Source organism: Mesorhizobium sp. L103C105A0 (assembly GCF_000502215.1).
GTDB lineage: Bacteria > Pseudomonadota > Alphaproteobacteria > Rhizobiales > Rhizobiaceae > Mesorhizobium.
In genome coordinates this window covers 238,222-263,346 of sequence record NZ_AYXF01000004.1, presented here as the reverse complement: position 1 = coordinate 263,346, position 25,125 = coordinate 238,222, and the positions used below count along the sequence as shown (strand labels likewise).

The following is a 25,125-nucleotide window of genomic DNA, read 5'->3' as shown; positions in this document are numbered from 1 at the left end:
GAGGGCGGATGAGGGGCAGCGCCGACCTTGAAGGGTCAATTGGCTCCAACGCGCGCCGGCCGTTCGCGTGGCTCAGGGCGTTCGAAGCTCGAAAAGCAAAGCAATTGGCTTTTCGTCCGCTACGCGGCCGCTTCTCACCCCTTCGCAGCTTCCTCGATCTTGGCAATATCGATCTTGCTCATCTGCATCATCGCCGACATCACCCGCCCGGCCTTGGCCCGGTCCGGATCCAGAAGCAGGCGCGGCAGTTGCTCCGGCACGACTTGCCAGGAGACGCCGAACTTGTCCTTCAGCCAGCTGCATTGCGACGGTTCGCCGCCGCCTTCGATGAGCTTGTCCCAGAAATAGTCGACCTCTTCCTGCGTCTTGCAGTCGATCGACTGTGACATCGCCTCGTTGAACTTGAATTGCGGTCCGCCGTTCAGCGCCTGGAACTGCACGCCGTCGAGTTCGAACGTGGTTACCAGCGCCTTGCCGGCATCGGTATGGCCTTCGGGCCAACGCAGCACGCTCAGTACCTTCGAGTTCTTGAAGATGGAAACGTAGAAATTCATCGCCTCTTCGGCCTGGCCATCGAACCACAGGCAGGTGGTGATCTTTTGCATGTCATGCTCCTCGGGTGTTTGGTTGCGGTTACAGGTGAAGCGGCTGACTTATAGAAATGGTGCCATTCCCTTGCCGTCGTCCCAAGGACGGATGCCGGGCTAGCGATCCGACACTGGCCGGCAATCTTTTTCGAAACCCTGATTTCAGCGAGACTCTGGCGCATTGCAAAAATGTGGCCAGACCATACTTGCCGGTCTATAAACCCCGCGGTCCAAATTAAGCGCCGCCACGCTCCGCGTTGAGCGCAGCCAACCAGCCAAGGAACATTCATGCCGGCCTATCGCTCCCGCACTACCACCCACGGCCGCAACATGGCCGGCGCCCGCGGCCTGTGGCGCGCCACCGGCATGAAGGACTCGGATTTCGGCAAGCCGATAATCGCGGTGGTCAATTCCTTCACCCAGTTCGTGCCGGGTCATGTCCATCTCAAGGACCTTGGCCAGCTGGTGGCGCGCGAGATCGAGAAGGCCGGCGGTGTCGCCAAGGAATTCAACACCATCGCCGTCGATGACGGCATCGCCATGGGCCATGACGGCATGCTCTATTCGCTGCCGTCGCGCGAGCTGATCGCGGACTCGGTCGAATATATGGTCAACGCGCATTGCGCCGATGCCATGGTCTGCATCTCCAATTGCGACAAGATCACGCCCGGCATGCTGATGGCCTCCTTGCGCCTCAATATCCCAAGCGTCTTCGTCTCCGGGGGGCCGATGGAAGCCGGCAAGGTGGTGCTCGCCGGCAAGACACAAGCGCTCGACCTGGTCGACGCCATGGTTGCCGCCGCCGACGACAAGATCTCCGACGAGGACGTCAAGGTCATCGAACGCTCGGCCTGCCCGACCTGCGGCTCGTGCTCCGGCATGTTCACCGCCAATTCGATGAATTGCCTGACCGAGGCGCTCGGCCTGTCGCTACCCGGCAATGGCTCGACCCTCGCAACCCACGCCGACCGCAAGCGGCTGTTCGTCGAGGCCGGCCATCTCATCGTCGATCTCGCCCAGCGCTGCTACGAGCAGGATGATGAGTCGGCACTGCCGCGCAGCATCGCCTCCAAAGGCGCCTTCGAGAACGCCATGACGCTCGATATCGCCATGGGCGGCTCGACCAACACCGTGCTGCATATCCTGGCCGCCGCCCATGAGGGCGAGGTCGATTTCACCATGGAAGACATCGACCGGCTGTCACGCCGCGTTCCGGTGCTGTGCAAGGTCGCACCGGCCAAGTCCGACGTGCATATGGAAGACGTCCACCGCGCCGGCGGCATCATGGCGATCCTCGGCCAGCTCGACAATGCCGGGCTGCTCAACCGCAACCTGCCCACGGTGCATACGGCAAGCCTGGGCGAAGCGCTTGACCATTGGGACATCTCCCGCACCTCGAGCCAGAGCGTCCGCGACTTCTTTCTCGCCGCTCCGGGTGGCGTGCCGACACAGGTCGCCTTCAGCCAGGACCGCCGCTGGGACGAGCTCGACCTCGACCGCGAGAAGGGCGTCATCCGCTCAGCCGAGACGCCGTTCTCGAAAGACGGCGGCCTTGCCGTGCTGAAAGGCAATCTGGCGCTCGACGGCTGCATCGTGAAGACGGCCGGCGTTGACGAGTCGATCCTGAAGTTCACCGGCCCGGCCCGCGTGTTCGAAAGCCAGGACGCTTCCGTGAAGGCGATCCTGTCCAACGAAATCAAGGCCGGCGATGTCGTCGTCATCCGCTATGAAGGACCGCGCGGCGGTCCCGGCATGCAGGAAATGCTCTACCCCACGAGCTATCTAAAGTCGAAAGGCCTCGGCAAGGCCTGCGCGCTGGTCACCGACGGCCGCTTCTCCGGCGGCACATCAGGCCTGTCGATCGGCCATGCCTCGCCCGAAGCAGCGGAAGGCGGCACGATCGGACTGGTGCAGGAAGGCGATACGATCGAGATCGACATCCCCAACCGCACGATCCGGCTTGCTGTCAGCGACGCTGAACTCGACGCGCGCCGCGCGGCCATGGAGGCGAAGGGCGCCATGGCCTGGAAGCCCGAGGAAAAGCGCAAGCGCAAGGTGACGACCGCGCTGCGCGCTTACGCCGCCTTCGCCACCAGCGCCGACAAGGGCGCGGTGCGGCACGTACCGGAGTGAGGGGTGCGGCGCCGACCCCCACCCCGCTGCTGCGCAGCGACCCTCCCCACAAGGGGGAGGGTAAAGCTCACGGCATCAACTGATATTCATAAAGCTTCTGATACAGCCCGCCTTGGTTGAGCAGCGTGCGATGCGCGCCGCTTTCCACCACCTTGCCGGCCTCCAGCACCACGATCGTGTCGGCCTGGTGCACGGTCGACAGGCGGTGGGCAATGACGATGGTGGTGCGCCCGACCGTCAGCTGCTGCAGCGCGTCGCGGAAAAGCGCCTCGGATTCGGCGTCGAGCGCGCTGGTCGCCTCGTCTAGCAGCAGGATTTCGGCATTGCGCAGCATGGCGCGCGCGATCGAGATGCGCTGGCGCTGGCCGCCTGACAGCAGCGCGCCATTCTCGCCGACATCCGTGTCGTACCCTTTCGCCTGGGCGCTGATGAAGTCATGTGCATTGGCGGCCCTTGCGGCGGCCATTACTTCCTCGTCCGTGGCGCCCTCGCGCCCGAGCCTGATGTTGTGCATGATCGTGCCGGCAAACAGGAACGTGTCCTGGCTGACATAGGCGATCTTTTCCCTGACCGAGGTGAGCGTGGCACAAGAAATGTCCTGCCCGTCGAACATCACCCTGCCGACCTGCGGGTCGTACATGCGCATGGTCAGGTTGAGGATGGTCGACTTGCCGCTGCCCGAGGGTCCGACCAGCGCCGTCATCTTGCCTGCGGCAAGCGTCAGGTCCAGTCCCTCGAACACCGGCGCGCTTTCGGGGTAGGCGAAGCTGACATTGTCGAAATGGATCTCGCCCGGCCCGGCCCGCAGCGGCTTTGCATCCGGCTTTTCGGCCAGCGTCAGCGGCCGGTCGGCGAGCTGGAACATCATGCGCACGCCGACAATGCCGGTTTCAAGCGAGATGCGTACGCGGGCCAGGCGCTTGGCCGGCTCATAGGCCAACAGCAGCGCCGCGATGAACGCCATGATGTTGCCCGGCATCTGACCGCCGCCGCCCAGAACCAGGAAGCCGCTGACAAAAACGGCGCCAGCGATGGCCAGCCCCGCAAGCGTTTCCATCACCGGGCTGGTGGCGGCCTCCAGCGTGGCGATGTTGTTGGCGCGGCTCTCCACGTCCGACACGGCCTTGTACATGCGCTTGCGCATGGCGCCTTCGAGACCGAAGGATTTGACGACGCGCACGCCGATCGCCGTTTCCTGCATCACCTGCACGATCTGGCCGAGCGAACGGAATTCTTGCGAGGCAATTTTTCGGACGCGCTTCAGGATACGATTGACGCCGTAAATGGCGATCGGCCCGATCACCAGACAGATCAGGGACAGCGCCGGCTGCTGCCAGACCATCACCCCCACCAGCGCAGCCAGCGTCACCAGGTCGCGAACATAGGACGTGACGATTTGGTCGAGCACGCTGCGCGCGGCCTGGGCATTGTTCGTCATGCGCGAAATCAGTTCGGACGAAGAGGTCGAATGATAGAATTCGATGCCTTGCGCAAGAATGCTGTCATAGATCTTGCGCTGCCGGTCGGCGATGATGGCATTGCCGACCCTGCTCATGAAGTAGGCCTGGATGAAGTTTGCGAAGCCCTTGAGAATGAAAATCGCTCCGGTCGCCGCCGCGATCAGATTGACCTGCCCAATCCGCTTGTAAACCACGAATTCATTGGTGATTTCGCGCAGCATATAGGCGCTGGCTGCTGTCGTTGCCGCCACCACCAGCATCGACAGAATGGCCGCAGCGTAGCCAAATCTATGCGCGTGAAAGGATTCCCGCAAAAGCCTTGCGATAAGGCGCTGGTTTTCCGTCGAACGGAAGAAGCGAAACAAATGGCCGATCCCATGCCTGACTGACGAATTTCGGATTCGCCACCGGGGCGAAAGGCGGCTTATAGAGCGAGTTGTGGCCGGATGGAACCTTTCGCTGTCGCGGAGACAATCGGCTGCGGCACGGTGTCTTTTGCGCCACGATTGCGGCGACTGATCTGCGGGGAGATGACGACAGATGGATTTCGACCTTGTTGTGCGCGGCGGAACGCTGCCCGACGGCACCGTCGCCGACCTGGGCATCATCGGCGAGACGATCGTCGCCATCGAGTCCGAACTGCATGTCAGCGCCGGCACGGCGATCGACGCCCGTGGCAATCTGATCTCGCCGCCCTTCGTCGATCCGCATTTCCATATGGACGCCACGCTGTCCTACGGCATTCCACGCATCAACGCTTCGGGCACGCTGCTGGAAGGCATTTCGCTGTGGGGCGAACTGAAGCCGCTCTTGACCCATGACGCGGTGCGCGAGCGGGCGCTCGCCTATTGCGACTGGGCGGTCTCGATGGGCCTGCTCGCCATCCGTACCCATGTCGATGTCTGCGACGACCGGCTGCTGGCGGTCGAGGCGCTGCTCGACGTCAAGAAGATTGTCGCGCCCTATATCGATCTGCAACTGGTCGCTTTCCCGCAGGATGGCTTCTACCGTTCGCCGACGGCGCGCCAGAACACGCTGCGCGCGCTCGACATGGGCGTCGACATCGTCGGCGGCATCCCGCATTTCGAACGCACCATGGCCGACGGCACGCGCTCGGTCACCGAACTTTGCGAAATCGCGGCAGATCGCGGGCTGATGGTCGACCTGCATTGCGACGAGACCGACGATCCGTTGTCGCGCCACATCGAGCAGCTTGCCTATGAGACGCAGCGCCTTGGCCTGCAGGGCAAGGTGGCCGGCTCGCACCTCACCTCGATGCACTCGATGGACAATTATTACGTCTCCAAGCTGCTGCCGCTGATCGCCGAGGCCGGTGTCTCGGCGATCCCCAATCCGCTGATCAACATCATGCTGCAGGGCCGCCACGACACGTTTCCCAAACGCCGCGGCATGACCCGGGTGAAGGAGATGCAGGCGCTCGGCATCCGCGTCGGCTGGGGCCAGGATTGCGTTCTCGACCCCTGGTATTCGCTCGGCACCGCCGACATGCTCGACGTCGCCTTCATGGGGCTTCACGTCGCTCAGATGTCGAGCCCTGCCGACATGGCACGCTGCTTCGACATGGTCACCAACGTCAACGCCGCCATCATGGGCCTCGATCATCTCGGCCTTGCCGTGGGCAAGCGCGCCAGCTTCGTTATCCTCGATGCCGGCAATCCGATCGAAGCCTTGAGGTTACGTGCCGAACGGCTGTGCGTTGTCGCCAGGGGCAAGGTGGTGGCCGAGCGCACGAAGCAGGAGACACGGCTGTCGATCGTCGGCCGTCCCGGACAGGTGAACCGGCGGCACAAAACTGCGTAGAAACAGCCGATTTCCGCCGCTGGTCTTACCGATTTGCCTCGTCAAAGCGGCCGCTTGCAGCTAGGGAGCCGCATGGCCCAGTCGCTCGTCCGCACCTTTACCATCAGGAACGCGCTTCTGGCCGGCATCCTTTTGATGCTGGCCGGCGACTTCATGTTCGCGCTGAACGACGCGATGGGCAAATGGCTGGTCGCCAGCTTCTCGGTCGGCCAGGTGGTGCTGATCCGATCCATCGGCGCCTTCATCGTGCTCGGCCCGATGATCGCCAACCAGGGCGCCGGCAGACTGTTCCAGATGGAGCGGCCGGTCCTCCAGATTCTGCGCGTGCTGGCGACCACGGTGGACACAGCCTTGTTTTACGCGGCCGTCGTCTATCTGCCGCTGGCCGATGTGATGAGCTTCTACATGGCGGGGCCGATCTATGTGGCGGCGCTGTCGCATTTCCTGCTCGGCGAAAAGGTCGGCTGGCGCCGCTGGGCGGCCATCCTGGTCGGCTTCTGCGGCGTGCTGATCATCTTGAAGCCGTCTTCGGCGGCGTTCTCGCAGTCCTCGCTGTTCGCACTGGTCGGCAGCATTGCCTTCGCCTTCGCCATCATCCTCAGCCGCCGCCTGCGCGGCACCAGCGACACAACGCTGGTCACCTGGCAGACTATCGGCACGCTGCTGGTCGGCGGCGTGATGACCATAGGTGCCTGGCAGACGCCCTCGGCACTCGATTTCGGCGCCATGCTCCTGCTCGGCATCGTCTCCTGCAGCGCGCATCTGATGATTACCAGGGCGCTGAAACTGGCCCCTGCCTCGACGCTGGCGCCGCTGCACTACAGCCTGCTTCTATGGGCGGTGATCTTCGGCCTGGCCTTCTTCGGCGACGTGCCGGGACCGCGCATCCTGATCGGCTCGGCCATCGTCGTGCTCGCCGGCCTGTTCATCTTCCACCGCCAGAAGGTGGTCGAAACAGTCGTGCCGCCGGAGAACGTGCCGAAAGGCGTGAATTGACCTAACCTTGGCGCACCGCCGCCAGATGCCGTGAAAACTCAGGCGTTTCCATCAGCGCCTTGCAACGGGCGAAGCGGCCGTCGGCATAGGCGCGGAAATCCTCGACCGGGTTGTTGTTGGCAAGCTGGATAAGGCCCCAGAGCGTCCACAACAGGTCGCACATCGCCTTGTAGGTGACGACGCGGCCGCGCTCGGCCGGTTTTGCCTCGCCGCCGAAATAGGCGCGCATCATCTCTTCCTCCTGCGCGGTGTCGAACCGGCCTTCGACCGAGAGGTCGCCGAGGTCCCAGAGCGGGTCGTTCATCCCCGAATATTCCCAGTCGACGATCCACATCCGCTCGCCCGTATCGAGGAAATTCTCGCACAGCGGATCGCAATGGCAGGCCGCAAGCGGCAGTCTATGCGCGGCAAGCGCCGCACGCACGGTGTCGGATTCACGCACGACATCGTGGTAGCCGGCGGGCAAGGCCACATCCTTGGTCGCGAGCACCTTGAGATAGTCGTCGATCATCGCGAACAGCTCGAAGCGGAACGGGAACACCGCGCCTGACGAGTGCAGCTTGCGGAAGGCTTCGCCGGCGCGGGCCGGGCTACCGGCGCGCAGCTTGAACTTCTCCGGCGACATCGTCACGGCGCCGGCAACGAAGCGGCTCGCCATCACGCCTGTCGCAGGGTCGACATGCAGCACCTCGGGACTGACGCCCGCTTTGGCCGCCTCACGCGCCGCCACCGCTTCATTGGCGCGGTTGATATACTCCTCCGTGCCTTTGCCGGGGATACGCAGGCAGATATCGCCGGCCCGAAAGACGAGATTGGTCATCCCGCCCAGCCGCTCAAGCGGTCCGTCATAGCCCGCCAATGCCGGAATTGCCGCAAGTGTTGCGCGTGCCTCGTCCGTCCCCATGCCTGTTGCCCCTGGCGTGTTATTTCTTGCGACAACGGTTCCACAGTTTTCGCCGTTTGGCTATCATCCCGATCGAGGGTGAGCAGCGAGCTGGCGGAGAAACAGCCATGGCGGGCAACAAGGATCATGGCGGGCTTGGCGCCGCCTATTCAGCGCAACGGCCCGAGGACGTCGCCGCGATCTATGACAATTGGTCGGAAACCTACGATGCCGATATGTCGGCCGCCGGCTACCGCCATCCGACGATCTGCCTGGCCCTGCTCGCACGGCATCTGCCGCGCGGCGCGGCCCCGCTTCTCGACGCCGGGGCCGGCACCGGGCTGATCAGCGAGTGGCTGGCCATTACCGGCTATCCCCAGGTCGAAGCGCTCGATATTTCGCAAGGCATGCTGGCCAAGGCGGCGGCAAAGGGCGTCTATTCGGCACTGCATTGCCTGGCGCTCGGCGGGCCGCTCCCCTTTGCCGACAATGCCTATGCCGGCATCGTCTCGGCCGGCGTTTTCACCTCCGGGCATGTCGGCGCCGAGGGACTGGACGAACTGATCCGCATCTGCCGGCCGGACGGCATCATCGTGCTGACGGTCAAGAACACGCTGTGGAACGCCGGCTTCGCCGAACGCATCGCTGCGCTCGAGGCTGAGGGCAGGGTTGTCCGCGCCGAGGAGACGGCGCCCTATGTCTCGATGCCGGGCGAGTCGGATACCGTGCCCAGCCGCGGCCTCGTGCTTCGTGTGAGCTAATCCAGGTTTCGTCTACGCTTTGATCTTGCTCATCGCCGGATCGTACATCGGCTCGAGATGGATCTTGGCCGGCGTCCGTTCCATCGCCACCACCAGCTCATAGTCGCCTGAGCTGAGAAAATCGTCGCTGACGCCATCGGCGTTGCGGACATAGCCATAGCCGATGTTCTTAGCCAGCGTGTAGCCATAACCGCCGCTGGTGAGATAGCCGACCGGTTCGCCATTGCGCAAAATCGTCTCGCGCCCGACCAGCACGATATCGGGATCGTCGACCGTGAAGCCGGCAAAGCGTTTCTTCAGGTCGGCGCCGCTGATCTTTTCGAGCGCCCGCCGGCCGACGAAATCGGTGTTCTTCCTCAGCTTCACCGCCCAGCCGAGGCCGGCCTCCTGAGGCGTGTCGTTGGGGGTGATGTCGGAGCCCCAGGCGCGGTAGCCTTTCTCCAGCCGAAGTGATTCCAGCGCCCGATAGCCGATCGGCCGGATGCCGTGCGGCTTGCCTGCCGCCATCAGCGTGTCGAAGATTTCGCCGGTGGCGGCGATTGGCACATGCAATTCCCAGCCGAGCTCGCCGACATAGGTGACGCGCAGCGCCCGCACCGTGTGACCGGCAATAGCGATCTCGCTGACATGGCCGAATGGGAAGGCGGCATTTGAGACATCCGCGTCGGTGACGGCCGAAAGCACATCGCGGGCGCGCGGTCCCATCAGCGACAGCGTGCCGAAATCCTCGGTGACATCTTTCAACGTCACGTCGAGGCCCTTGCCGACATGGTCGCCGATCCAGGAGAGATCATGCGTGCGGAAGCCGGTGCCGGTGACGATGTAGAATTTGTCTTCGGCGAGCCTGGCCACCGTCAAATCGGCCTCGATGCCGCCGCGCGTGTTGAGAAGCTGCGTGTAGGTCAGCCGTCCCACCGGCTTGGCGACATCGTTGGCGCAGATCCAGTCCAGCGCCTTAGCCGCATCCGAACCCGTCATTTCGTATTTGGCGAAGGACGACTGGTCGAAGATGCCGACCTTTTCGCGCACATGCCGGTGCTCGTCGCCGACGGCTGAGAACCAGTTCTGCCGGCCCATCGAATAGACGTCTTCGGGCTTGGTGCCCTGCGGTGCGAACCAGTTCGGCCGTTCCCAGCCGAGCTTGGAGCCGAACACCGCGCGGTGCTCTTTCAGCCGGTCATAGAGCGGCGAGACGATGCGCGGCCGGCCCGACAAATACTCCTCATGTGGAAAGCCGATCGTGTAATGCTTGCCATAGGCTTCCAGCGTGCGATCGCTGACCCATTGCCGATCGCGATGCAGGCCGGAAAAGCGCCTGATGTCGACCACCCAGAGGTCGAGCGGCGCTTCACCGTCGACCACCCATTGCGCCAGCACCCAGCCGGCGCCGCCGCCGGAAGCGATGCCGAAGGCGTTGAAGCCGGCGCCGACGAACATGTTGGCGCATTCGGGCGCGACACCGAGGATGAAATTGCCGTCCGGCGTAAAACTCTCCGGCCCGTTGATCATCTGCTTGACGCCGACCGTCTCCAGCGCCGGCACGCGCGCGATCGCCTGGCTCATATGCTGTTCGAAATGATCGTAGTCGTCGTCGAACAGGCGGAACTCCCAGTCATCGGGGACATCGCCGCCGGGCAGGCCGGTCGCCCAGGCCTGCGGGTTCGGCTCATAGCCGCCCATCACCAGCCCGCCGACCTCTTCCTTGAAATAGGTGCGGCGGTCGGGATCGCGGATTGTCGGCGCGTCGGTCGCCAGCCCGTCGATCTTCTCGGTGATGATGTACTGGTGCTTGACCGGTTGCAGCGGCACGCAAATGCCGGCCATCGCGCCGACCTGGCGTGACCATTGCCCGGCGCAGTTCACCACCTTGTCGCAAGCAATGTCGCCCTTGTTGGTCTTCACCGCGGTGATGTGCCCGTCCATCATGTCAAATCCGGTGACGCGGACATCCTCGAACAGCTTCGCGCCATGCATGCGCGCGCCCTTGGCTAGCGACTGCGTGATGTCGGAGGGGCTGGCCTGCCCATCGGTCGGCAGCCAGGAGGCGCCGACGAGGTCGCTGGTCTCCAGCAGCGGCCACACCTTTTTGACCTCCCCTGGCGACAGCAACTGCATGTCCATGCCGAAGCTCCTGGCCGTCGTCGCCAGCCGTTTATATTCGGTCCAGCGGTCGGCATTGGTCGCAAGCCTGAGGCACCCGGTCATCTTCCAGCCGGTAGCGAGCCCGGTTTCGGCTTCCAGTCCCTTGTAGAGCTCGACCGAATATTTGAGCACGCGGGTGATCGAGGCCGACGAGCGCAACTGGCCGACCAGCCCGGCCGCATGCCAGGTCGAGCCCGAGGTCAGCTTGCCCTGTTCCAGCAGCACGACATCGGCCTTGTGGTCGCGCGCCAGGTGATAGGCCGTCGAACAGCCGATAATGCCGCCGCCGATGACGACGATGCCGGCATGTGTAGGCAATGTCATGACTGTGTCCCGTACTTCGTGCGGTAATTGTCCAGCGCCGCGTCGAGCCGCGTCAGGTTCTCCGCGGTGTAGGCGACGTAGTCGATGCCGGGCGCGTCGAGGTAAAGTTCGGAAACCATGCTCCACATCGCCTCGCGCAGCAGCGAGGCGCATTGCATGGCCGCGTGCGAGCGGCGGATCGCCTCATCCGGCTCGCGCATGAAATACGCCGTGAGGAAAGTGAAGGACTCCGCGTCGCTCATCTCGGCGTTGGAGGCAACGCCGGCAAGATCGAACATCGCGGTGTTGAAACCGGCATATTCGAAATCGATGAGCCACAACCTGTCGCCATCGTCGAGGATATTTGCCGGCAAAAGATCATTGTGGCCGAACACGATCGGCAGCAGCTTCTGCGCCCGCTCCAGTTCGTCGGCCAGCGCCAGCAGCCTGGGCAGCTCGTCCCGCTTGCGGCTGCCGCCTTCGCTCAGCGTTCGCGCATAGTCGCGGATGACATGGAAGACCCAGAACATGAAGCCGGCGCCGGAGATGTGATTGGGCATCTCGCGATGGAACCCGCGCATAAGGGCTGCGACGCGGCCGATATTGGCGCGCACATCCTCGGCGACAAAGGTTTTCGCGCCGAGGAATTCCGTGACCATAATGCCGGGTTCGGAATGGCGGACCGCCGGCGCGAAGCCTGCGGCGTGCGCCGCGCGGGCCGTCATCACCTCGCGGTCGCGAAAGACGTGGTGAAATGGATAGTCCTGGCCGAAGCGCACGACATGCCGCCCGGCTGCGTCCTTGACCAGATAATTGGCGTTGCTGAGGCCGCCCGGCAGCGGCGCAATGTCGATGTTGCCGTTCCAGCAGGGCAAGGCCCGGATGCGGTCTTCAGCAGTCACGGGACCATCCCTGACTTTTGCGGAGCTTTCTTGGGCGCCATGCGCCGCGCAACGAGCGTTGGGAAACGCAAAAATCTCGTCGGTGCGGGACGCAGGAACTCCTATCCCGCGCCGCACCGACGAGCCCCTCTGGCCAGGTTTTGATACCCGGTCTCCGCCCCCGCGGATTTGAGAAACTTTTGTGCCAGTTCAAACCCAGACGGTCTGGCCAGACGGTCCGGTCCGTGAATTGCGGCTCTGCCATCACCCTCCCGTGGCAGTTCCGAAGCTGTCACGCCGTCAATGTCACGCCAGTGCTACCTAACTGTCAATGAAATGTTGTGACTTTTTTTGGGTGTTTTGCCCGAAACCACGAGCAATTCCTTTAAAAACGGCGGCATTGCCCTAAAACCGGGCAGGCCGCAAAATTCAGGAAGCCAGATGATCCATTCGAAACGGCATGGCGAAATCCTCCGCCTCCTCAAGGAAGAGGGCACCGTCACCATTGCCAGCCTCGCCGACCGGCTGGGGGTTTCGCTTGAAACGGTGCGCCGGGATGTCAAGCCACTGACCGGCAATGGCTCGGTGCTCAAGATGCATGGCGCCATCGGCCTGCCGTCGATGGCCGGCGAAGCGCCCTTCGAGCGGCGCATGCGCGACAATGCCGAGGCCAAGCGGCTGATCGCCCGCATGGTCGCTGCCACCATTCGCGACGGTGAATCGGTCATGCTGGACACCGGCACCACGACCTCGTTCCTGGCCCGCGAACTGCTCGGCCACCGGCGGCTGACGGTCGTCACCAACTCGTCCGATATCGCCCGCACGCTGGCCACCGTCAACGGCAACAAGGTCTATATGGCCGGCGGCGAATTGCGCAGCGATTCCGGAGCCGCCTTCGGCGCCTCGGCGATCGATTTCGTCAGCCGCTTCTCGGTCAGCCATGCGGTGATTTCGATCGGCGCCGTCGATGCCGCCGCAGGCCTTGCCGACTACGATCTGGAAGAGGCGGAGTTCGCCCGCATGGTGCTGTCGCGCGGCCAGCGCTCGCTGGTCATCACCGACCACACCAAGTTCGGTCGCCAGGGTCTGGTCCAGGTCTGCGGCTTCGACGGTTTTTCCGAACTCGCCACCGACCAGCCGCCGCCGCGCGACATTGCCTCGGCACTTGCCGAGGCTGGAGCGCGCCTCAGCATCGCTGCCGCCTAGCCAAATACCAGCGGCTGGTGCGCCGCAATCCCGGCCATGCCGCCACCCGAGCCGCGAAGGCGATGTTGTGCATCATGCGCGCCGCGTCGCCCGGCCGCAGAAGATGTCATTGTGGGGGAAGAATTTCTTTTTCACACATCCCGCTCTTCGCAATGTCCATGCAACTTGGCAGCTGCAAACAGCGCCTCGTCGAAATGCGGGCCGGGCGAATCGCCCGCATCAGCAATGAGGCCACCATGCTGCAAACGATGCCTTGTCTTTCCTCATGGCCTGGACGCTTGCGCGCTCCGACCTGGAAGCCGACCCGGCTTGGCCGGACATTCCGCAACTTTCCGCCGGCGACGGTGTATGACGGTGTATAAGGTGTCCAGGATCAAGAACCTCAAAACCTATGACTGGCGCTTCGCATGACTGATCCACTGTCGGCGATCCTGGGCTTCGGCCTGCTCGGCGTCGCCTGCCTCGCCTTCACAGAAAAGATCCTGCCGCTGCCGCCCTCGCATGTGCTGCTGCTGTTCCTCGGCATGACGGCAGCCCCCGATCTCCCGGCGCTGGCGATCCTGCTTCTGGTAACGACGCTGTCCGCCATCACAGGCTGCCTTGTCTGGTATAGTTTGGGTCGTCGGATTGGCTTGGATCGTGCCGACAGGCTGGTCCAGCGTTTCGGCAAATATGTCTGCTTGCGCTATGCGACCTACAGCAAGCTTGGTCAGGCCTATCGCCGCCATCATGTCCGGGTCTCCTTGCTGGCGCAGTTCATCCCGACGGTTCGCAACTATCTGCCGATCGCGGCCGGCGCGCTCCGTCTTCCACTCTTGCCCTTCGCGGCGGCGACGCTGCTCGGCGCCACGCTATGGAACACCGGCTTCCTCGTCACCGGCTACCTTATGCGCGGCAGCGGCCGGGATTCCTATGCCATCGGCTTTCGCATCATCGTCATCGTCATGGCGCTGGAGACGGCGTTCATGCTCGCGCTGCGCTACGGTTCAGCCTGCCGGCGGCGCCTCGGGTTCGGCTGACCAGGAGGCGCCTCAAGCCGTATGGGTATAAGCTCCGCCTTCGGCTTTCCTTCCCCGGCGCGCCGGTGTTTAGTCCGGCCATGGCTTTCACCATCCGCCAGCTGCAGTTCTTCATTGCCGTCGCCGAGCAAGGCACGGTGTCGGGCGCCGCACAAAACCTCTCCATCTCGCAATCCTCGGTCACCGAGGCGATCAAGGAGCTGGAGAGCGATCTCGGCGTCGAATTGTTCGAGCGCCATCCGCGTGGCCTCAACATTACCCACAAAGGCCACCAGTTCCTGCGCCATGCGACCAAGATCCTGGCCGACGTCTCCGACGCGCGCCGCGCTTTTTCCGACGACCAGGTGGTGGCCGGCGGGCGGCTGCAGCTCGGCGTCACCTCGCTGGTCGCGGGCTATGTGCTGTCCGATCTGCTGGCGCGCTACCGCCGCGCCTATCCCGGCGTCGATGTCTCGGCCATCGAGGACAATGGCGACTATCTCGAACATCTGCTGATCGGCGGCAAGCTCGACATTGCCGTCATGGTCACCTCCAATTTGCGCGACCGCACCGCGCTGCAGTCGGAAATCCTCGAGGTCTCGGCCTACCGGCTGTGGGTCCCGCTCGGCCACAAGCTGGCCAGCGCCGACATTATCGGCATAGGCGACATTGCCGGCGAGCCGCTGATCATGCTGACCGTCGACGAGATCGAGGAGAACACCGGCAAGCTTCTGGCGGCGATCGGCGCCAGGCCGCATGTCGCCTTTCGCACCCGCTCGGTCGAAGCCGTTCGCAGCCTCGTCGCCACAGGTGCGGGCGTGGCGTTGCTGCCCGACCTAGTCTACCGGCCGTGGTCGCTGGAAGGCGACCGCATCGAATCGCGCGACATTTCGGGTTCCCTGCCGGTCGTCCAGGTCGGCATGGTCTGGCGCCGCGGCTCCGGTCTGCCGCAGGCGTCGCGCGACTTCATCGGCCTTGCCCAGTCGCAGCGTATGGTACGCCAGCAGCGTTGATAGGGTGCGTGGTTATCTATCGGAAAAACCGATATCGCGTTTCTGATAAATGAATTTGCGAAACCGGAATTTTCCGAGCACTTTTCATGTCAGGGACGAAAGCCGCCATCAGAGCGGCAACGTGCCATCGGATGAACTGACGCTTTTCAGCCTGCGGCTGACCGCGGCGGCGACTCGCTTCGCAGTCAGGCGCCAAAATGGGAGATTGACGATGAATTCATTCCTGAAGACGTGCACCGCCTTGACGGTCGCGCTGACCTTTTCCGGTCAGGCCGTCGCCCAGGTCAAGGAACTTGGCAAGGGCGAAGGGGAGGTCAGCATCGTTGCCTGGCCGGGGTACATCGAGCGCGGCGAAACCGACAAGGGCTATGACTGGGTGACCTCCTTCGAGAAGGAGAGCGGCTGCAAGGTCAACGTCAAGACCGCGAACACCTCCGACGAGATGGTCTCGCTGATGAATGAGGGTGGGTTCGATCTAGTCACCGCTTCGGGTGACGCATCGCTGCGCCTCGTTGCCGGCAAGCGCGTGCAGCCGATCAACACCGATCTCATCCCGAGCTGGAAGGCGGTAGACGACCGTCTGAAGGATGCGCCCTGGTTCACCGTCGACAAGGTGCATTACGGCGTTCCCTATCAGTGGGGCCCGAACATCCTGATGTACCACACCGATGTCTTCAAGGAAGCGCCCAAGAGCTGGAACGTCGTCTTCGAGGAAATGAACCTGCCGGACGGCAAGTCCAACAAGGGCCGCGTCCAGGCCTATGACGGCCCGATCCACATCGCCGACGCCGCCAACTATTTGATGTTCCACAAGCCGGAACTCGGCATCAAGGATCCCTACGAACTGAACGAGGACCAGTACAAGGCCGCACTCGAACTGCTGCGTGTTCAGCGGACGCTGGTCGGTCGCTACTGGCATGACGCCGCCATCCAGGTCGACGATTTCCAGAACGAAGGCGTCGTCGCCTCCGGCTCATGGCCCTACCAGGTCAACACGCTGGTCGCCGCCAAGAAGCCGGTCGCCTCGACCGTGCCGGAAGAAGGCGTCACCGGCTGGGCCGACACCACCATGATGGAGGCCGACGCCGCGCACCCGAACTGCGCCTATATGTGGCTCGAGCATTCGCTGTCGCCCAAGGTCCAGGGCGACGTCTCGGCCTGGTTCGGCTCGCTCCCGGTCGTGCCCGCTGCTTGCAAGGGCAACGAGCTGCTCGGCGAGGAAGGCTGCAAGACCAACGGCTACGAGAACTTCGACAAGATCAAGTTCTGGAAGACGCCGGTCTCCAAGTGCGCAACCCAGAACGACCAGTGCGTGCCTTACTACCGCTGGGTGTCCGACTATATCGGCGTCATCGGCGGGCGTTGAGCTCCCTTAACCCTCCCCCTTGTGGGGAGGGTCGACGCGCAGCGTCGGGGTGGGGGCAACGCTGACGTCCGGTGCTAGTCACCCCACCCGCGGCTTCGCCGCGACCTCCCCCATCGAGGGGGAGGTGAAGTGCCGTGCCCGCTGGCCTGATTGGTGGCGGCAAGAGCTATTTCGACGAACACAAACCGGCAACAGACGGACAGCCCATGACATCGGCCGTTTCCTTCCAGAAAGTCTCTCGCCATTTCGGCAGCGTGCGCGCCGTCGATGCGGTCGATCTCGATATCGTGCCGGGCGAGTTCTTCGCCATGCTCGGTCCGTCGGGGTCCGGCAAGACGACCTGCCTGCGCCTCATCGCCGGCTTCGAGCAGCCGACCTCGGGCTCGATCTCGATCTTCGGCGACCGCGCCGAGGGCGTGCCGCCCTATCGCCGCAACGTCAACACGGTGTTCCAGGACTACGCGCTGTTCCCGCATTTGAACGTGCTGGACAATGTCGCCTACGGGCTGATGGTCAAGGGCATCGCCAAGCCGCAGCGGCAGAAGGCGGCGGAAGAGGCATTGTCACTGGTGCGGCTTCCCGGCTATGGCGCCCGCCGTCCCGGCCAGCTCTCCGGCGGCCAGCGCCAGCGCGTGGCGCTGGCCCGTGCGCTGGTCAACCAGCCCAAGGTGCTTCTGCTCGACGAGCCGCTCGGCGCGCTCGATCTCAAACTGCGCGAGAACATGCAGGAAGAGCTGAAGTCGCTGCAGAAGGCGCTCGGCATCACCTTCGTCTTCGTCACCCACGACCAGGGCGAAGCGCTGTCGATGGCCGACCGCGTCGCCGTCTTCAATGACGGCAAGATCATGCAGATCGGCACGCCGGAAGACATCTACCAGCGGCCGAAGACCCGCTTCGTCGCCGATTTCGTCGGCTCCTCCAACGTACTGCCGCCGGACTTCGTCAAGCGCTATTCCGGCCAGCACCGCTGGGGCAGCCTGCGTCCCGAATCCATCCGCATCGGCCGCGCCGCCAAAGGCGAGGGCGTTGCCGCGCGCCTGGTCGGAACCAACTATCTCGGCGCTACGACCAAGCTGGCGCTCGACGCCGACGGGTTGAGGCTGCACGCCATCGTGCCGGCCGGGACAAAGCTGCCGGCGGAAGGCGAAGCGGTGGTGCTGACGTTCAACCGCGAGCATTTGCATTTGATGGACGAGCCGGCATGATTGAGGTTTGCGCCAAGCACCCCCCTCTGTCCTGCCGGACATCTCCCCCTCAAGCGGGGAGATTGGCTGTTCCTCCCGGTTTCGCCAATCTTCAACGTTGGGGATTTGGCGAGACAGCGAAACTGCTGATCTCCCCCCTTGAGGGGGAGATGTCCGGCAGGACAGAGGGGGGTGTGAAGGAACGCGGCTTCTCAGGGTTCCTTCAGCACGCGGTCGCCCCATGACCATCGCCGCGCTCAACTCAACCTCCGCCCCCGCCATCCTGCCCGGCAGCGGTGGCATGCGCGGCGCACTGTCGGACCTTTTCTGGCGCAAGCCGCAACTGCTGCTGTTCCTCATGCTGGCGCCGCCGGTGCTGTGGTTGGGCGTCGTCTATATCGGTTCGCTGTTCGCGCTCTTGGCGCAGAGCTTTTTCTCGATCGACGAGTTCTCCGGCCTCATCAACCACGAATTCACGCTGAAGACCTATGGCGACCTGTTCCAGCCCGCCAATCTCGACATCATCCTGCGCACGGTGACGATGGCGGTGCTGGTCACGCTGGCCTCGGCCGTCATCGCCTTCCCGATCGCCTATTATGCGGCGCGCTATGCCCGCGGCCGCTGGAAGGCGCTGTTCTATCTCGGAATCATGCTGCCGCTATGGTCGAGTTACCTCGTCAAGATCTACGCCTGGAAGCTGATCCTCGCCAAGGAAGGCATTTTGACCTGCCTGCTCGCCAAATTGCATCTGCTCTGGGTGCTCGATGGCTGGCTGTCGCTGCCGGTCGTCGGCGGCAACTCTTTGTCGGTCTCCGCCACCGGCACCTTCATCGCTTTCGTCTATGTCTGGCTGCCGTTCATGATCCTGCCGGTGCAGGCGGCATTGGAGCGCGTGCCCGGCAATCTGGTCGAGGCGTCCTCCGATCTCGGCGCATCGCCGGGCCAGACCTTCCGCAACGTGCTGTTCCCGCTGGCGCTGCCCGGCATCGTCGCCGGCTCGATCTTCACCTTCTCGCTGACGCTGGGCGACTACATCATCCCACAGATCATCGGCACATCGCGGCTGTTCATCGGGCAGGCCGTCTATTCGCAGCAAGGCACAGCCGGCAACATCCCGCTCGCCGCAGCCTTCACCGTCGTGCCCATCGTCATCATGGGTTTCTATCTCTGGGGCGCCAAGCGCATGGGGGCCTTCGATGCGCTCTGACGGTTCGCAATCCGCTCCGCTCGGCCTCAAGATCGCTGCCGCCTGCGGCCTGCTGTTCCTGCATCTGCCGATCTTGTTGATCTTCGTCTACGCCTTCACCACGGAAGAGAAGAGCTTCGTCTGGCCGCCGCCGGGGCTGACCACACAATGGTTCGCCGTCACCTGGAACCGGCCGGATGTCTGGCAGGCGCTGTCGCTTTCGGTCCGTGTCGCCGCCATCTCGACCGCGATTGCCTTGATACTGGGCACGCTGTGCGCCGCCGCCGTGTCACGGACGAAATTCTTCGGCCGCGAGACGATCTCGCTGCTCGTCATCCTGCCGATCGCGCTGCCCGGCATCATCACCGGCATCGCGTTGCGCTCGGCCTTCTCGCTAGCCGACATCCCGTTCTCGTTCTGGACGATCGTGCTCGGCCACGCCACCTTCTGCGTTGTCGTCGTCTACAACAATGCGGTCGCCCGTTTCCGCCGCACTTCCGGCTCAATGATCGAGGCCTCGATGGATCTCGGCGCCGACGGCTTCCAGACCTTCCGGCACGTCGTGCTGCCCAACATCGCCACCGCTCTGCTTGCCGGGGGGATGCTCGCCTTCGCGCTCTCCTTCGACGAGGTCATCGTCACCACCTTCACCGCCGGCCAGCAGCAGACCGTGCCGATCTGGATGCTGGAAGAGCTGATCCGCCCACGCCAGCGTCCGGTCACCAATGTCGTCGCCATGGTCGTGGTGCTGGTGACGCTGCTGCCCATCCTTGCCGCCTATTACCTGACCCGCGACGGCGACCAGATCGCCGGTTCGGGCAAATGAAGAACAGCGAATAGGGAGTAGCGAATAGCGAATAGGGAGATTGCACGACCAGCCCTATTCGCTACTCGCTATTCGCTACTCGCTCCTGACCAAGGAGAACCCGCATGGACACCCAGATGCTGATCGGCTCGAAGTTCGAGAACGGCACCGAGACCGAGGAGCCGATTCTGAATCCAAAGACCGGGGCGACCATTCTCAACCTGCCTGAAGCCAGCCAGGCGCAGATCGAGGCGGCTGTTACTGCCGCCGGGCGAGCGTTCGTCTTGTGGTCACGCACAACGCCGGCGCAGCGCTCCGGCTATCTCCTCAAGATCGCCGACCGCATCGAGGCCAACGCGCGGGAGTTCGCGGCGCTCGAGGCGCTGAATTGCGGCAAGCCGATCAACGCCGTGCTCAATGACGAGATCCCGGCGATCGTCGACTGCTATCGTTTCTTTGCCGGCGCTGTGCGTTCGATGCCGGGCGTGGTCGCCGGCGAATACATTCCCGGCCACACCTCGATGGTGCGGCGCGATCCGATCGGCATCGTCGCTTCCATCGCGCCGTGGAACTATCCACTGATGATGATGGCCTGGAAGCTGGCGCCGGCCATTGCCGGCGGCAACACCGTCGTCTTCAAGCCGTCGGAGCAGACGCCGCTGACGGCGCTGAAGCTGGCCAGGATCCTGGCCGAGGTTCTGCCCGAGGGCGTCGTCAATGTCGTGCTCGGCCGCGGCGACAGCGTTGGCAACACGCTGATTAATCACGCCAAGGTCAACATGATTTCGATCACCGGCGACGTCGCCACGGGCAAGAAGGTGCTGCAGGCCGCCGCCAAGTCGGTCAAGCGCACGCATCTGGAACTCGGCGGCAAGGCGCCGGTCATCGTTTTCGACGACGCCGACCTTGGCGCCGTGGTCAACGGCCTGCGCGCTTTCGGCTACTACAATGCCGGGCAGGATTGTACAGCCGCCTGCCGCATCTATGCCGGCAAGAAGATCTACGACAAGCTCGTCGCCGATCTCTCATCTGCCGTCTCGACCATCAAATACAACCAGCCCGATGACACCAAAAACGAGATCGGGCCGCTGATCTCGCGCCGCCAGCGCGATCGCGTCTCGAGCTTCGTCGAGCGCGCTTCGGAACTGAAGCACATCGAGATCACCACCGGCGGCAAGCCCGGCGAAGGCTCCGGCTTCTATTACCAGCCGACGGTGGTTGCCGGCGCGCTGCAGGAAGACGAGATCGTGCGCCGCGAAGTGTTCGGTCCGGTCGTCTCCATCACCCGCTTCTCCGAAGTCGATGAAGCCGTGAACTGGGCCAATGACAGCGACTACGGCCTGGCATCCTCGGTGTGGACCAAGAACGTCTCGCGCGCCATGGCGACGGCCGCCCGTCTGCAATATGGCTGCACCTGGATCAACACCCATTTCATGCTGACCAACGAGATGCCGCATGGCGGGTTGAAGCAGTCCGGCTACGGCAAGGACATGTCTCTCTATGCGCTGGAGGATTATACCGCCGTTCGTCATGTGATGGTGGCGCATGGGTAGAGGCCGCCACTATCTCTAAAATATTCGCCACCGCGTTTTCTGTATATTAATCGTGAGTTACTTTTGCGGTACGGCGGGAGTTCACGATTTACTGAATATTCAACCTGAACGAGCAGCCTCTTGCCGGGAAACCGCGCGGCGAGGGGTTTGCGCATGAACACGACCAAGATCAAGCTGGTACTCATTGGCGGCTTCTGTCTGCTGATCGCTGTGTTCGGCGGCAAGGACATGATCAAGAAGAGCGGCTGGCCCGAGGCGCCTGCTGAAATCCTCGCGGTCAATGTCGAATGCGACATGGAATCGACCACCCACAAGATTGTCTACAAGACCGTCAGCACCGCCACGATCCCGTGCGAACTGGTGGATGCGTTCAAGACGGTTCATGCTGACAAAGAGTGGAAGGTGACCCAGAAATTCACCGGCACCTTGCGCGTCGGCACCGGCGCCGACGCCGTCGAGGCCACGATGGAGCTGAACAAGAACGGTGCCCGCGAACCGCAGGTCGGCGACAAGCTCACCGTCGTCCAGAACCCCGCCAACCCCACCCAGATCGAACGCACCGGCATGACCGGCACGCGTTTGACGATCGTCATTGGGGCTGGACTGCTCGGCGCGTTGCTTCTCTATCTTGCTTTCAAACCCCGCTGGCGGATGTCGACCTCCGCCGTGGCGGGCAACCCTGCCGGAGATGCCGGCGCGGACCAGCGCGCGCGCCAGGCCGACGCCTTGATAGCGGCGGCCCTGGCCAAGCAGGCCACATTGCCCAATCAGCCGGCACGTGTCGCGGCTGCCGGATTGGCCAGGGAAGGGCGGTTTTCCGGGCAGCGGACGAGTTTCGGCCGCCGCAACTGATGGCCGAAAACTGCTGCACCTGCCACGGCTACTCCACGATGCGGTAGATGTTCCAAAGGCTGGTGCCTGAAACGACGTAGGGCTCCATCTCCTTGCCCCATTTGGCGTGGGCGTCGATCATGCCGATCCTGGCGAAGAAACCCTCCAGCTGGGCAAGGCTTTCGACCTGATGATGCGATTCGACCGTCGCTTCCCGAGCTCCGATCGAACCGGTCATGATCTGGAACTCGAGATCGGCAATGCCGACCTGAGAGCCGATCTCGCGTTCCCATTTCTTCAACAGGTCGAGCACGGTCTGCTTGTGCCCGAACTTGGCGTCGATCTGCCATCTGGCGCTGAACATTTTTGTCTCCTCCAGTTTTGCGGCCCAACCGCGGTTGATCTTTCCGCGGTGGAACTACTCGTCCCAGGCCTGCACGACGGTCTGTCGTGCAATCCGCCCATTCTTCAGCTCCAGCATCGCCGCGCAGAACACTTTCGTTCCGTCCGGATAGGCGCAGGCCTGGGTGAAGGCGAGATTGTCGCCATCGGCGATGGTGGTGTCGACCTTGTGGGTCATCGCCCGGCTGCAGATGTCGTCCCAGAAGGTGCTGATCGCCGCCCGGCCGCGGATCTCGCGCGGCTTGCTCGGTGGATTGTTGCGGTCGATCACCCGCACCAGTGCGTCGTCGGCATAGAAGCTAGCGAGCATCCTGCCGTCCCGTCCTTCGATCGCTTTCTTGATCGCCGCGCCGTCCACGCTCTGCGTCTTGGTCAGCATCTTCTCCTCCATGGCCCGTTGATCGGGCGGTTGAATGATCACAAGCAATGCCCGGCGCACCGCCCGGCATTTTCTTTCACTGCGACTTGGCTTTGACGGCTGCGAACACGCCGTCGGTCTGTTGTTTGAAGGTCGCGAAATCGACCTGGCTGCCGTTGAGCATCGTCGACCAGTGGCGCACGATCGCCGCCATCGCGATCGCCTCCTTGATCTCCTCATCGGTCGCGCCATTGAGCTTGGCGGCCTCGGTGTGGAAATAGATGCAGTACTGGCAGGGGATCTGCGAGGCGACGGCCAGCCCCAGCAGTTCCTTGGTCTTGCCGTCGAGCGCGGTCTTGGGGTTGAGCTGCACACCCTTGATCTCGGCCCAGGCGCCGGCAACCGCGACATCGGGCAGCGTCTTGAACATGTCCGGCACTGAGCCGAGCGTCGCCTCGATGTCCTTGTAGGCGGCGGCCGCCGAGGCATCCTCGGCTCTGGCGGGAGCGATCGTGAACAGCGCGCCAACGCCTGCCGCTATCACCAGCGATTTGATCGACCTGTTTGACTTCAGCATTGCATCCTCCATCCGCAGTGCCTTTCCCGGCGACATCCGCCTGGCCTGCATGGAGAGAATTGGTACGCCTCGACCCCACCTGGCCGCTTCGCCCGAAAGCGCCATGGTCCCTATGGCCCGTCCGGGCCAGCCTGCCTGGCGGAAAATGCCGCTGCCGCCGCCCGTGAGGGCAAATCGAGCTTCAGCAATATGTTGGCGACATGACGCTTGACCGTATGCTCGCTGAGCCTCAGCTCGGCGGCGATCGCGGCATTGCTCTTGCCGTCGGCGATCAGGATCACCACCTCGCTTTCGCGCGCCGTCAGTTGAGCCGGCTCGGCGGGTTTCGCCTTGGGGCGGCAGGCCGGCTCCAGGTGCTGTTCCGACGTCGCCTGGACCAGCGCCAGCGGCTCGTCCAGCTCATCCACCGTGACACGCCCGGCATCGATGAAATGCAGGCCGGACCCCGCCGCCAGATCGGCGGCCAGACGCGACGCCAGAATATCGCCGCGCCCGGCATGGGCGGCGATCTGCATCGTCACCCGTGCCATCAGCCCCACCGGCGGCCCGCGCATTTCGACCTCACCGACATGGGCGCCCTGGGCGCTTGCAACGCCCATATGTTGCGCCGCATCGCGCAGTGCCGCCGCGCAGCGTATGGCCCGCGCCGGCCCGTCGAAGCGCGAGATCATCAATTCGCCATGGATGCCGGCGACGCGTCCGCCATGACGGCCGACCAGCTGCCGCCAGCTCTCCTGGAAGCGCTCGCTACGTTCGCTCCACATGCGGTCGCCAACCCGCGCCGTGTCGTAGATGCGTGTCGCCAGAAGAGCGGCAAGCACGCGCTCCGCTTCGGCCACCGCACGCTCGCCGGTCAGGAATTCCTCGATCAGGTCGGCCACCCGGTCGACATCGCCGGTCCAGATCGGGTGATCGCGCCCGGGGACCTCGACCAGTCGCGCATTCGAGATGTTTTTCGCCAGGAAGCGGCTGGCGTCCGGGTCGACCCGCGCGTCGTTGCGGCGATGAATGAGCAGTGTCGGTGCGCCGATAGCCGAAAGCACGCCGCGCACATCGATTCCGGCATTCATCCGGGCAAGGGCTGCCGCTGCCGTCGGACTGGCCGACAGCCGCTCGAAGCGGGCCCACCACTGGGTGAAATGCGCATCATCTACCCGGCCGGGAGCGAAGTTGGGCAGTGTGGCGCCCGTGCCCCATTCCGTGCCGGCCTTCGCGATGAAGGCCTCGAGGCGCTCCGGCGACATCACCCATTTGTGGAAATGCGCATAACCGCCATAGAGCGCCAGCGCTCGTGTCCGTTCCGGATAGGTGGCGGCAAACAACATTGCCATCGGCGCGCCTTCCGAAGCGCCGAGCAAGGCCGCGCGGCCGCTGCCGGTGGCATCCATCACCGCGCGCACATCGTCCATGCGGGTTTCGAGGCTGGGCAGGTGGCGTGGGTCGACGCGGTCGGACAGGCCGGTGCCGCGCTTGTCGAACAGGATCAGCCGCGAGAACGCCGAGAGCCGTTTCAAGAGCCTGGCGTAGCCCTCGTCTTCCCAATGCAGGTCGAGATTGGAGATGAAGCCGGGCACGAAAACCAGGTCGAACGATCCCTGGCCGACCACCTGATAGGCGATCCGCACGTCGCCGCTGAGGGCATATCGCGTCTCGATCGGCCTCACGTTGCTATCCCGCCC

General features: G+C 63.7%; 22 protein-coding genes. 13 read left to right on the top strand and 9 right to left on the bottom strand.

The genetic code is table 11. The features are described from left to right. Positions 1-134: 134 nt before the first annotated feature. Positions 135-605 carry a VOC family protein gene (locus X727_RS149885; RefSeq protein ID WP_023685112.1) on the bottom strand — a complete coding sequence of 157 codons (471 nt, stop codon included), beginning with the start codon at positions 603-605 and terminating at the stop codon, positions 135-137. A 270-nt stretch (positions 606-875) separates the two neighbouring features. Here X727_RS149885 and ilvD point away from each other — a divergent pair, with 270 nt between their 5' ends. Continuing rightward, positions 876-2,720, top strand: a complete 1,845-nt coding sequence (ilvD, locus tag X727_RS149890) for a dihydroxy-acid dehydratase (RefSeq protein ID WP_023725822.1) — start codon at positions 876-878, stop codon at positions 2,718-2,720. A gap of 67 nt (positions 2,721-2,787) precedes the next feature. On the opposite strand, the gene X727_RS149895 is transcribed toward ilvD, so the two are convergent. Further along, positions 2,788-4,545 carry an ABC transporter ATP-binding protein gene (locus X727_RS149895; protein WP_023834349.1) on the bottom strand — a complete coding sequence of 586 codons (1,758 nt, stop codon included), beginning with the start codon at positions 4,543-4,545 and terminating at the stop codon, positions 2,788-2,790. A 175-nt stretch (positions 4,546-4,720) separates the two neighbouring features. On the opposite strand from X727_RS149895, the gene X727_RS149900 reads away from it, so the two are divergent. Together X727_RS149900 and X727_RS149905 are read left to right on the top strand one after the other, a co-directional pair. After that, entirely contained in the window at positions 4,721-6,001 is a 1,281-nt protein-coding gene (locus tag X727_RS149900; RefSeq protein WP_023688810.1) for an amidohydrolase family protein, read from the top strand. Between the two features lie 72 nt (positions 6,002-6,073). Further along, a complete protein-coding gene (locus X727_RS149905) occupies positions 6,074-6,997 on the top strand; it encodes a DMT family transporter (protein WP_023688809.1) in 924 nt (307 codons plus the stop codon). A 1-nt stretch (position 6,998) separates the two neighbouring features. Here X727_RS149905 and X727_RS149910 read toward each other — a convergent pair whose 3' ends face one another. After that, positions 6,999-7,901 (bottom strand): phosphotransferase family protein, encoded by a 903-nt coding sequence (locus tag X727_RS149910; RefSeq protein ID WP_023834348.1) that lies wholly within the window; start codon positions 7,899-7,901, stop codon positions 6,999-7,001. A 107-nt stretch (positions 7,902-8,008) separates the two neighbouring features. On the opposite strand from X727_RS149910, the gene X727_RS149915 reads away from it, so the two are divergent. Further along, complete coding sequence (locus tag X727_RS149915; RefSeq protein ID WP_023688807.1) at positions 8,009-8,641, top strand: class I SAM-dependent methyltransferase; 633 nt, start codon at positions 8,009-8,011, stop codon at positions 8,639-8,641. A 12-nt stretch (positions 8,642-8,653) separates the two neighbouring features. On the opposite strand, the gene X727_RS149920 is transcribed toward X727_RS149915, so the two are convergent. Both X727_RS149920 and X727_RS149925 read right to left on the bottom strand, forming a co-directional pair. After that, positions 8,654-11,107, bottom strand: a complete 2,454-nt coding sequence (locus tag X727_RS149920) for an FAD-dependent oxidoreductase (RefSeq protein WP_023816927.1) — start codon at positions 11,105-11,107, stop codon at positions 8,654-8,656. Further along, positions 11,104-11,988, bottom strand: a complete 885-nt coding sequence (locus tag X727_RS149925) for a phosphotransferase family protein (protein ID WP_023736174.1) — start codon at positions 11,986-11,988, stop codon at positions 11,104-11,106. Before X727_RS149925 ends, X727_RS149920 begins: the two co-directional genes overlap by 4 nt. Before the next feature lie 420 nt (positions 11,989-12,408). On the opposite strand from X727_RS149925, the gene X727_RS149930 reads away from it, so the two are divergent. From X727_RS149930 to X727_RS149970, 9 genes are all read left to right on the top strand, one after another. Continuing rightward, positions 12,409-13,173, top strand: coding sequence for a DeoR/GlpR family DNA-binding transcription regulator (locus tag X727_RS149930; RefSeq protein WP_023685103.1), 765 nt, complete (start codon positions 12,409-12,411; stop codon positions 13,171-13,173). A 407-nt stretch (positions 13,174-13,580) separates the two neighbouring features. Beyond that, positions 13,581-14,192: a DedA family protein gene (locus X727_RS149935; protein ID WP_023712606.1), complete on the top strand. Its 612-nt coding sequence runs from the start codon at positions 13,581-13,583 to the stop codon at positions 14,190-14,192. Positions 14,193-14,272: 80 nt separating this feature from the next. Next, positions 14,273-15,184: a LysR substrate-binding domain-containing protein gene (locus X727_RS149940; RefSeq protein WP_023673412.1), complete on the top strand. Its 912-nt coding sequence runs from the start codon at positions 14,273-14,275 to the stop codon at positions 15,182-15,184. Between the two features lie 211 nt (positions 15,185-15,395). Next, positions 15,396-16,550: an ABC transporter substrate-binding protein gene (locus X727_RS149945; protein WP_023736171.1), complete on the top strand. Its 1,155-nt coding sequence runs from the start codon at positions 15,396-15,398 to the stop codon at positions 16,548-16,550. A gap of 206 nt (positions 16,551-16,756) precedes the next feature. After that, entirely contained in the window at positions 16,757-17,755 is a 999-nt protein-coding gene (locus tag X727_RS149950) for an ABC transporter ATP-binding protein (RefSeq protein WP_023834347.1), read from the top strand. A gap of 220 nt (positions 17,756-17,975) precedes the next feature. After that, the gene (locus X727_RS149955) at positions 17,976-18,941 is read left to right on the top strand and encodes an ABC transporter permease (RefSeq protein WP_023834346.1); all 966 of its coding nucleotides are present in this window, start codon (positions 17,976-17,978) and stop codon (positions 18,939-18,941) included. Next, a complete protein-coding gene (locus tag X727_RS149960; RefSeq protein WP_023673416.1) occupies positions 18,931-19,746 on the top strand; it encodes an ABC transporter permease in 816 nt (271 codons plus the stop codon). The genes X727_RS149955 and X727_RS149960 overlap by 11 nt, the downstream gene beginning before the upstream one ends. Positions 19,747-19,850: 104 nt before the next feature. Further along, positions 19,851-21,278, top strand: a complete 1,428-nt coding sequence (locus X727_RS149965; RefSeq protein WP_023745237.1) for a gamma-aminobutyraldehyde dehydrogenase — start codon at positions 19,851-19,853, stop codon at positions 21,276-21,278. Positions 21,279-21,431: 153 nt separating this feature from the next. Beyond that, on the top strand, positions 21,432-22,130 hold the full coding sequence (locus X727_RS149970; protein ID WP_023834345.1) for a DUF3592 domain-containing protein: 699 nt from the start codon (positions 21,432-21,434) through the stop codon (positions 22,128-22,130). A 28-nt stretch (positions 22,131-22,158) separates the two neighbouring features. Here the strand turns inward: X727_RS149970 and X727_RS149975 are convergent, their stop codons facing one another. The 4 genes from X727_RS149975 to X727_RS149990 all read right to left on the bottom strand — a co-directional run bounded on the left by X727_RS149975 (position 22,159) and on the right by X727_RS149990 (position 25,110). Next, positions 22,159-22,473 (bottom strand): hypothetical protein, encoded by a 315-nt coding sequence (locus X727_RS149975; protein ID WP_023834344.1) that lies wholly within the window; start codon positions 22,471-22,473, stop codon positions 22,159-22,161. A gap of 54 nt (positions 22,474-22,527) precedes the next feature. After that, entirely contained in the window at positions 22,528-22,890 is a 363-nt protein-coding gene (locus tag X727_RS149980) for a nuclear transport factor 2 family protein (protein WP_023688799.1), read from the bottom strand. A 76-nt stretch (positions 22,891-22,966) separates the two neighbouring features. Next, positions 22,967-23,446 carry a carboxymuconolactone decarboxylase family protein gene (locus X727_RS149985; RefSeq protein WP_023688798.1) on the bottom strand — a complete coding sequence of 160 codons (480 nt, stop codon included), beginning with the start codon at positions 23,444-23,446 and terminating at the stop codon, positions 22,967-22,969. Between the two features lie 110 nt (positions 23,447-23,556). After that, the gene (locus tag X727_RS149990; RefSeq protein ID WP_023826529.1) at positions 23,557-25,110 is read right to left on the bottom strand and encodes an alpha/beta fold hydrolase; all 1,554 of its coding nucleotides are present in this window, start codon (positions 25,108-25,110) and stop codon (positions 23,557-23,559) included. Between the last annotated feature and the right edge of the window lie 15 nt (positions 25,111-25,125).

What these genes read in the sequence shown, in the direction of transcription:
- ilvD (WP_023725822.1), top strand. Translation starts at nt 876, where the DNA reads ATGCCGGCCTATCGCTCCCGCACTACCACCCACGGCCGCAACATGGCC.
- X727_RS149930 (WP_023685103.1), top strand. Translation starts at nt 12,409, where the DNA reads ATGATCCATTCGAAACGGCATGGCGAAATCCTCCGCCTCCTCAAGGAA.
- X727_RS149900 (WP_023688810.1), top strand. Translation starts at nt 4,721, where the DNA reads ATGGATTTCGACCTTGTTGTGCGCGGCGGAACGCTGCCCGACGGCACC.
- X727_RS149955 (WP_023834346.1), top strand. Translation starts at nt 17,976, where the DNA reads ATGACCATCGCCGCGCTCAACTCAACCTCCGCCCCCGCCATCCTGCCC.
- X727_RS149940 (WP_023673412.1), top strand. Translation starts at nt 14,273, where the DNA reads ATGGCTTTCACCATCCGCCAGCTGCAGTTCTTCATTGCCGTCGCCGAG.
- X727_RS149950 (WP_023834347.1), top strand. Translation starts at nt 16,757, where the DNA reads ATGACATCGGCCGTTTCCTTCCAGAAAGTCTCTCGCCATTTCGGCAGC.
- X727_RS149960 (WP_023673416.1), top strand. Translation starts at nt 18,931, where the DNA reads ATGCGCTCTGACGGTTCGCAATCCGCTCCGCTCGGCCTCAAGATCGCT.
- X727_RS149975 (WP_023834344.1), bottom strand. Translation starts at nt 22,473, where the DNA reads ATGTTCAGCGCCAGATGGCAGATCGACGCCAAGTTCGGGCACAAGCAG.
- X727_RS149945 (WP_023736171.1), top strand. Translation starts at nt 15,396, where the DNA reads ATGAATTCATTCCTGAAGACGTGCACCGCCTTGACGGTCGCGCTGACC.
- X727_RS149970 (WP_023834345.1), top strand. Translation starts at nt 21,432, where the DNA reads ATGAACACGACCAAGATCAAGCTGGTACTCATTGGCGGCTTCTGTCTG.
- X727_RS149920 (WP_023816927.1), bottom strand. Translation starts at nt 11,107, where the DNA reads ATGACATTGCCTACACATGCCGGCATCGTCGTCATCGGCGGCGGCATT.
- X727_RS149935 (WP_023712606.1), top strand. Translation starts at nt 13,581, where the DNA reads ATGACTGATCCACTGTCGGCGATCCTGGGCTTCGGCCTGCTCGGCGTC.
- X727_RS149965 (WP_023745237.1), top strand. Translation starts at nt 19,851, where the DNA reads ATGGACACCCAGATGCTGATCGGCTCGAAGTTCGAGAACGGCACCGAG.
- X727_RS149885 (WP_023685112.1), bottom strand. Translation starts at nt 605, where the DNA reads ATGCAAAAGATCACCACCTGCCTGTGGTTCGATGGCCAGGCCGAAGAG.
- X727_RS149915 (WP_023688807.1), top strand. Translation starts at nt 8,009, where the DNA reads ATGGCGGGCAACAAGGATCATGGCGGGCTTGGCGCCGCCTATTCAGCG.
- X727_RS149910 (WP_023834348.1), bottom strand. Translation starts at nt 7,901, where the DNA reads ATGGGGACGGACGAGGCACGCGCAACACTTGCGGCAATTCCGGCATTG.
- X727_RS149985 (WP_023688798.1), bottom strand. Translation starts at nt 23,446, where the DNA reads ATGCTGAAGTCAAACAGGTCGATCAAATCGCTGGTGATAGCGGCAGGC.
- X727_RS149905 (WP_023688809.1), top strand. Translation starts at nt 6,074, where the DNA reads ATGGCCCAGTCGCTCGTCCGCACCTTTACCATCAGGAACGCGCTTCTG.
- X727_RS149980 (WP_023688799.1), bottom strand. Translation starts at nt 22,890, where the DNA reads ATGCTGACCAAGACGCAGAGCGTGGACGGCGCGGCGATCAAGAAAGCG.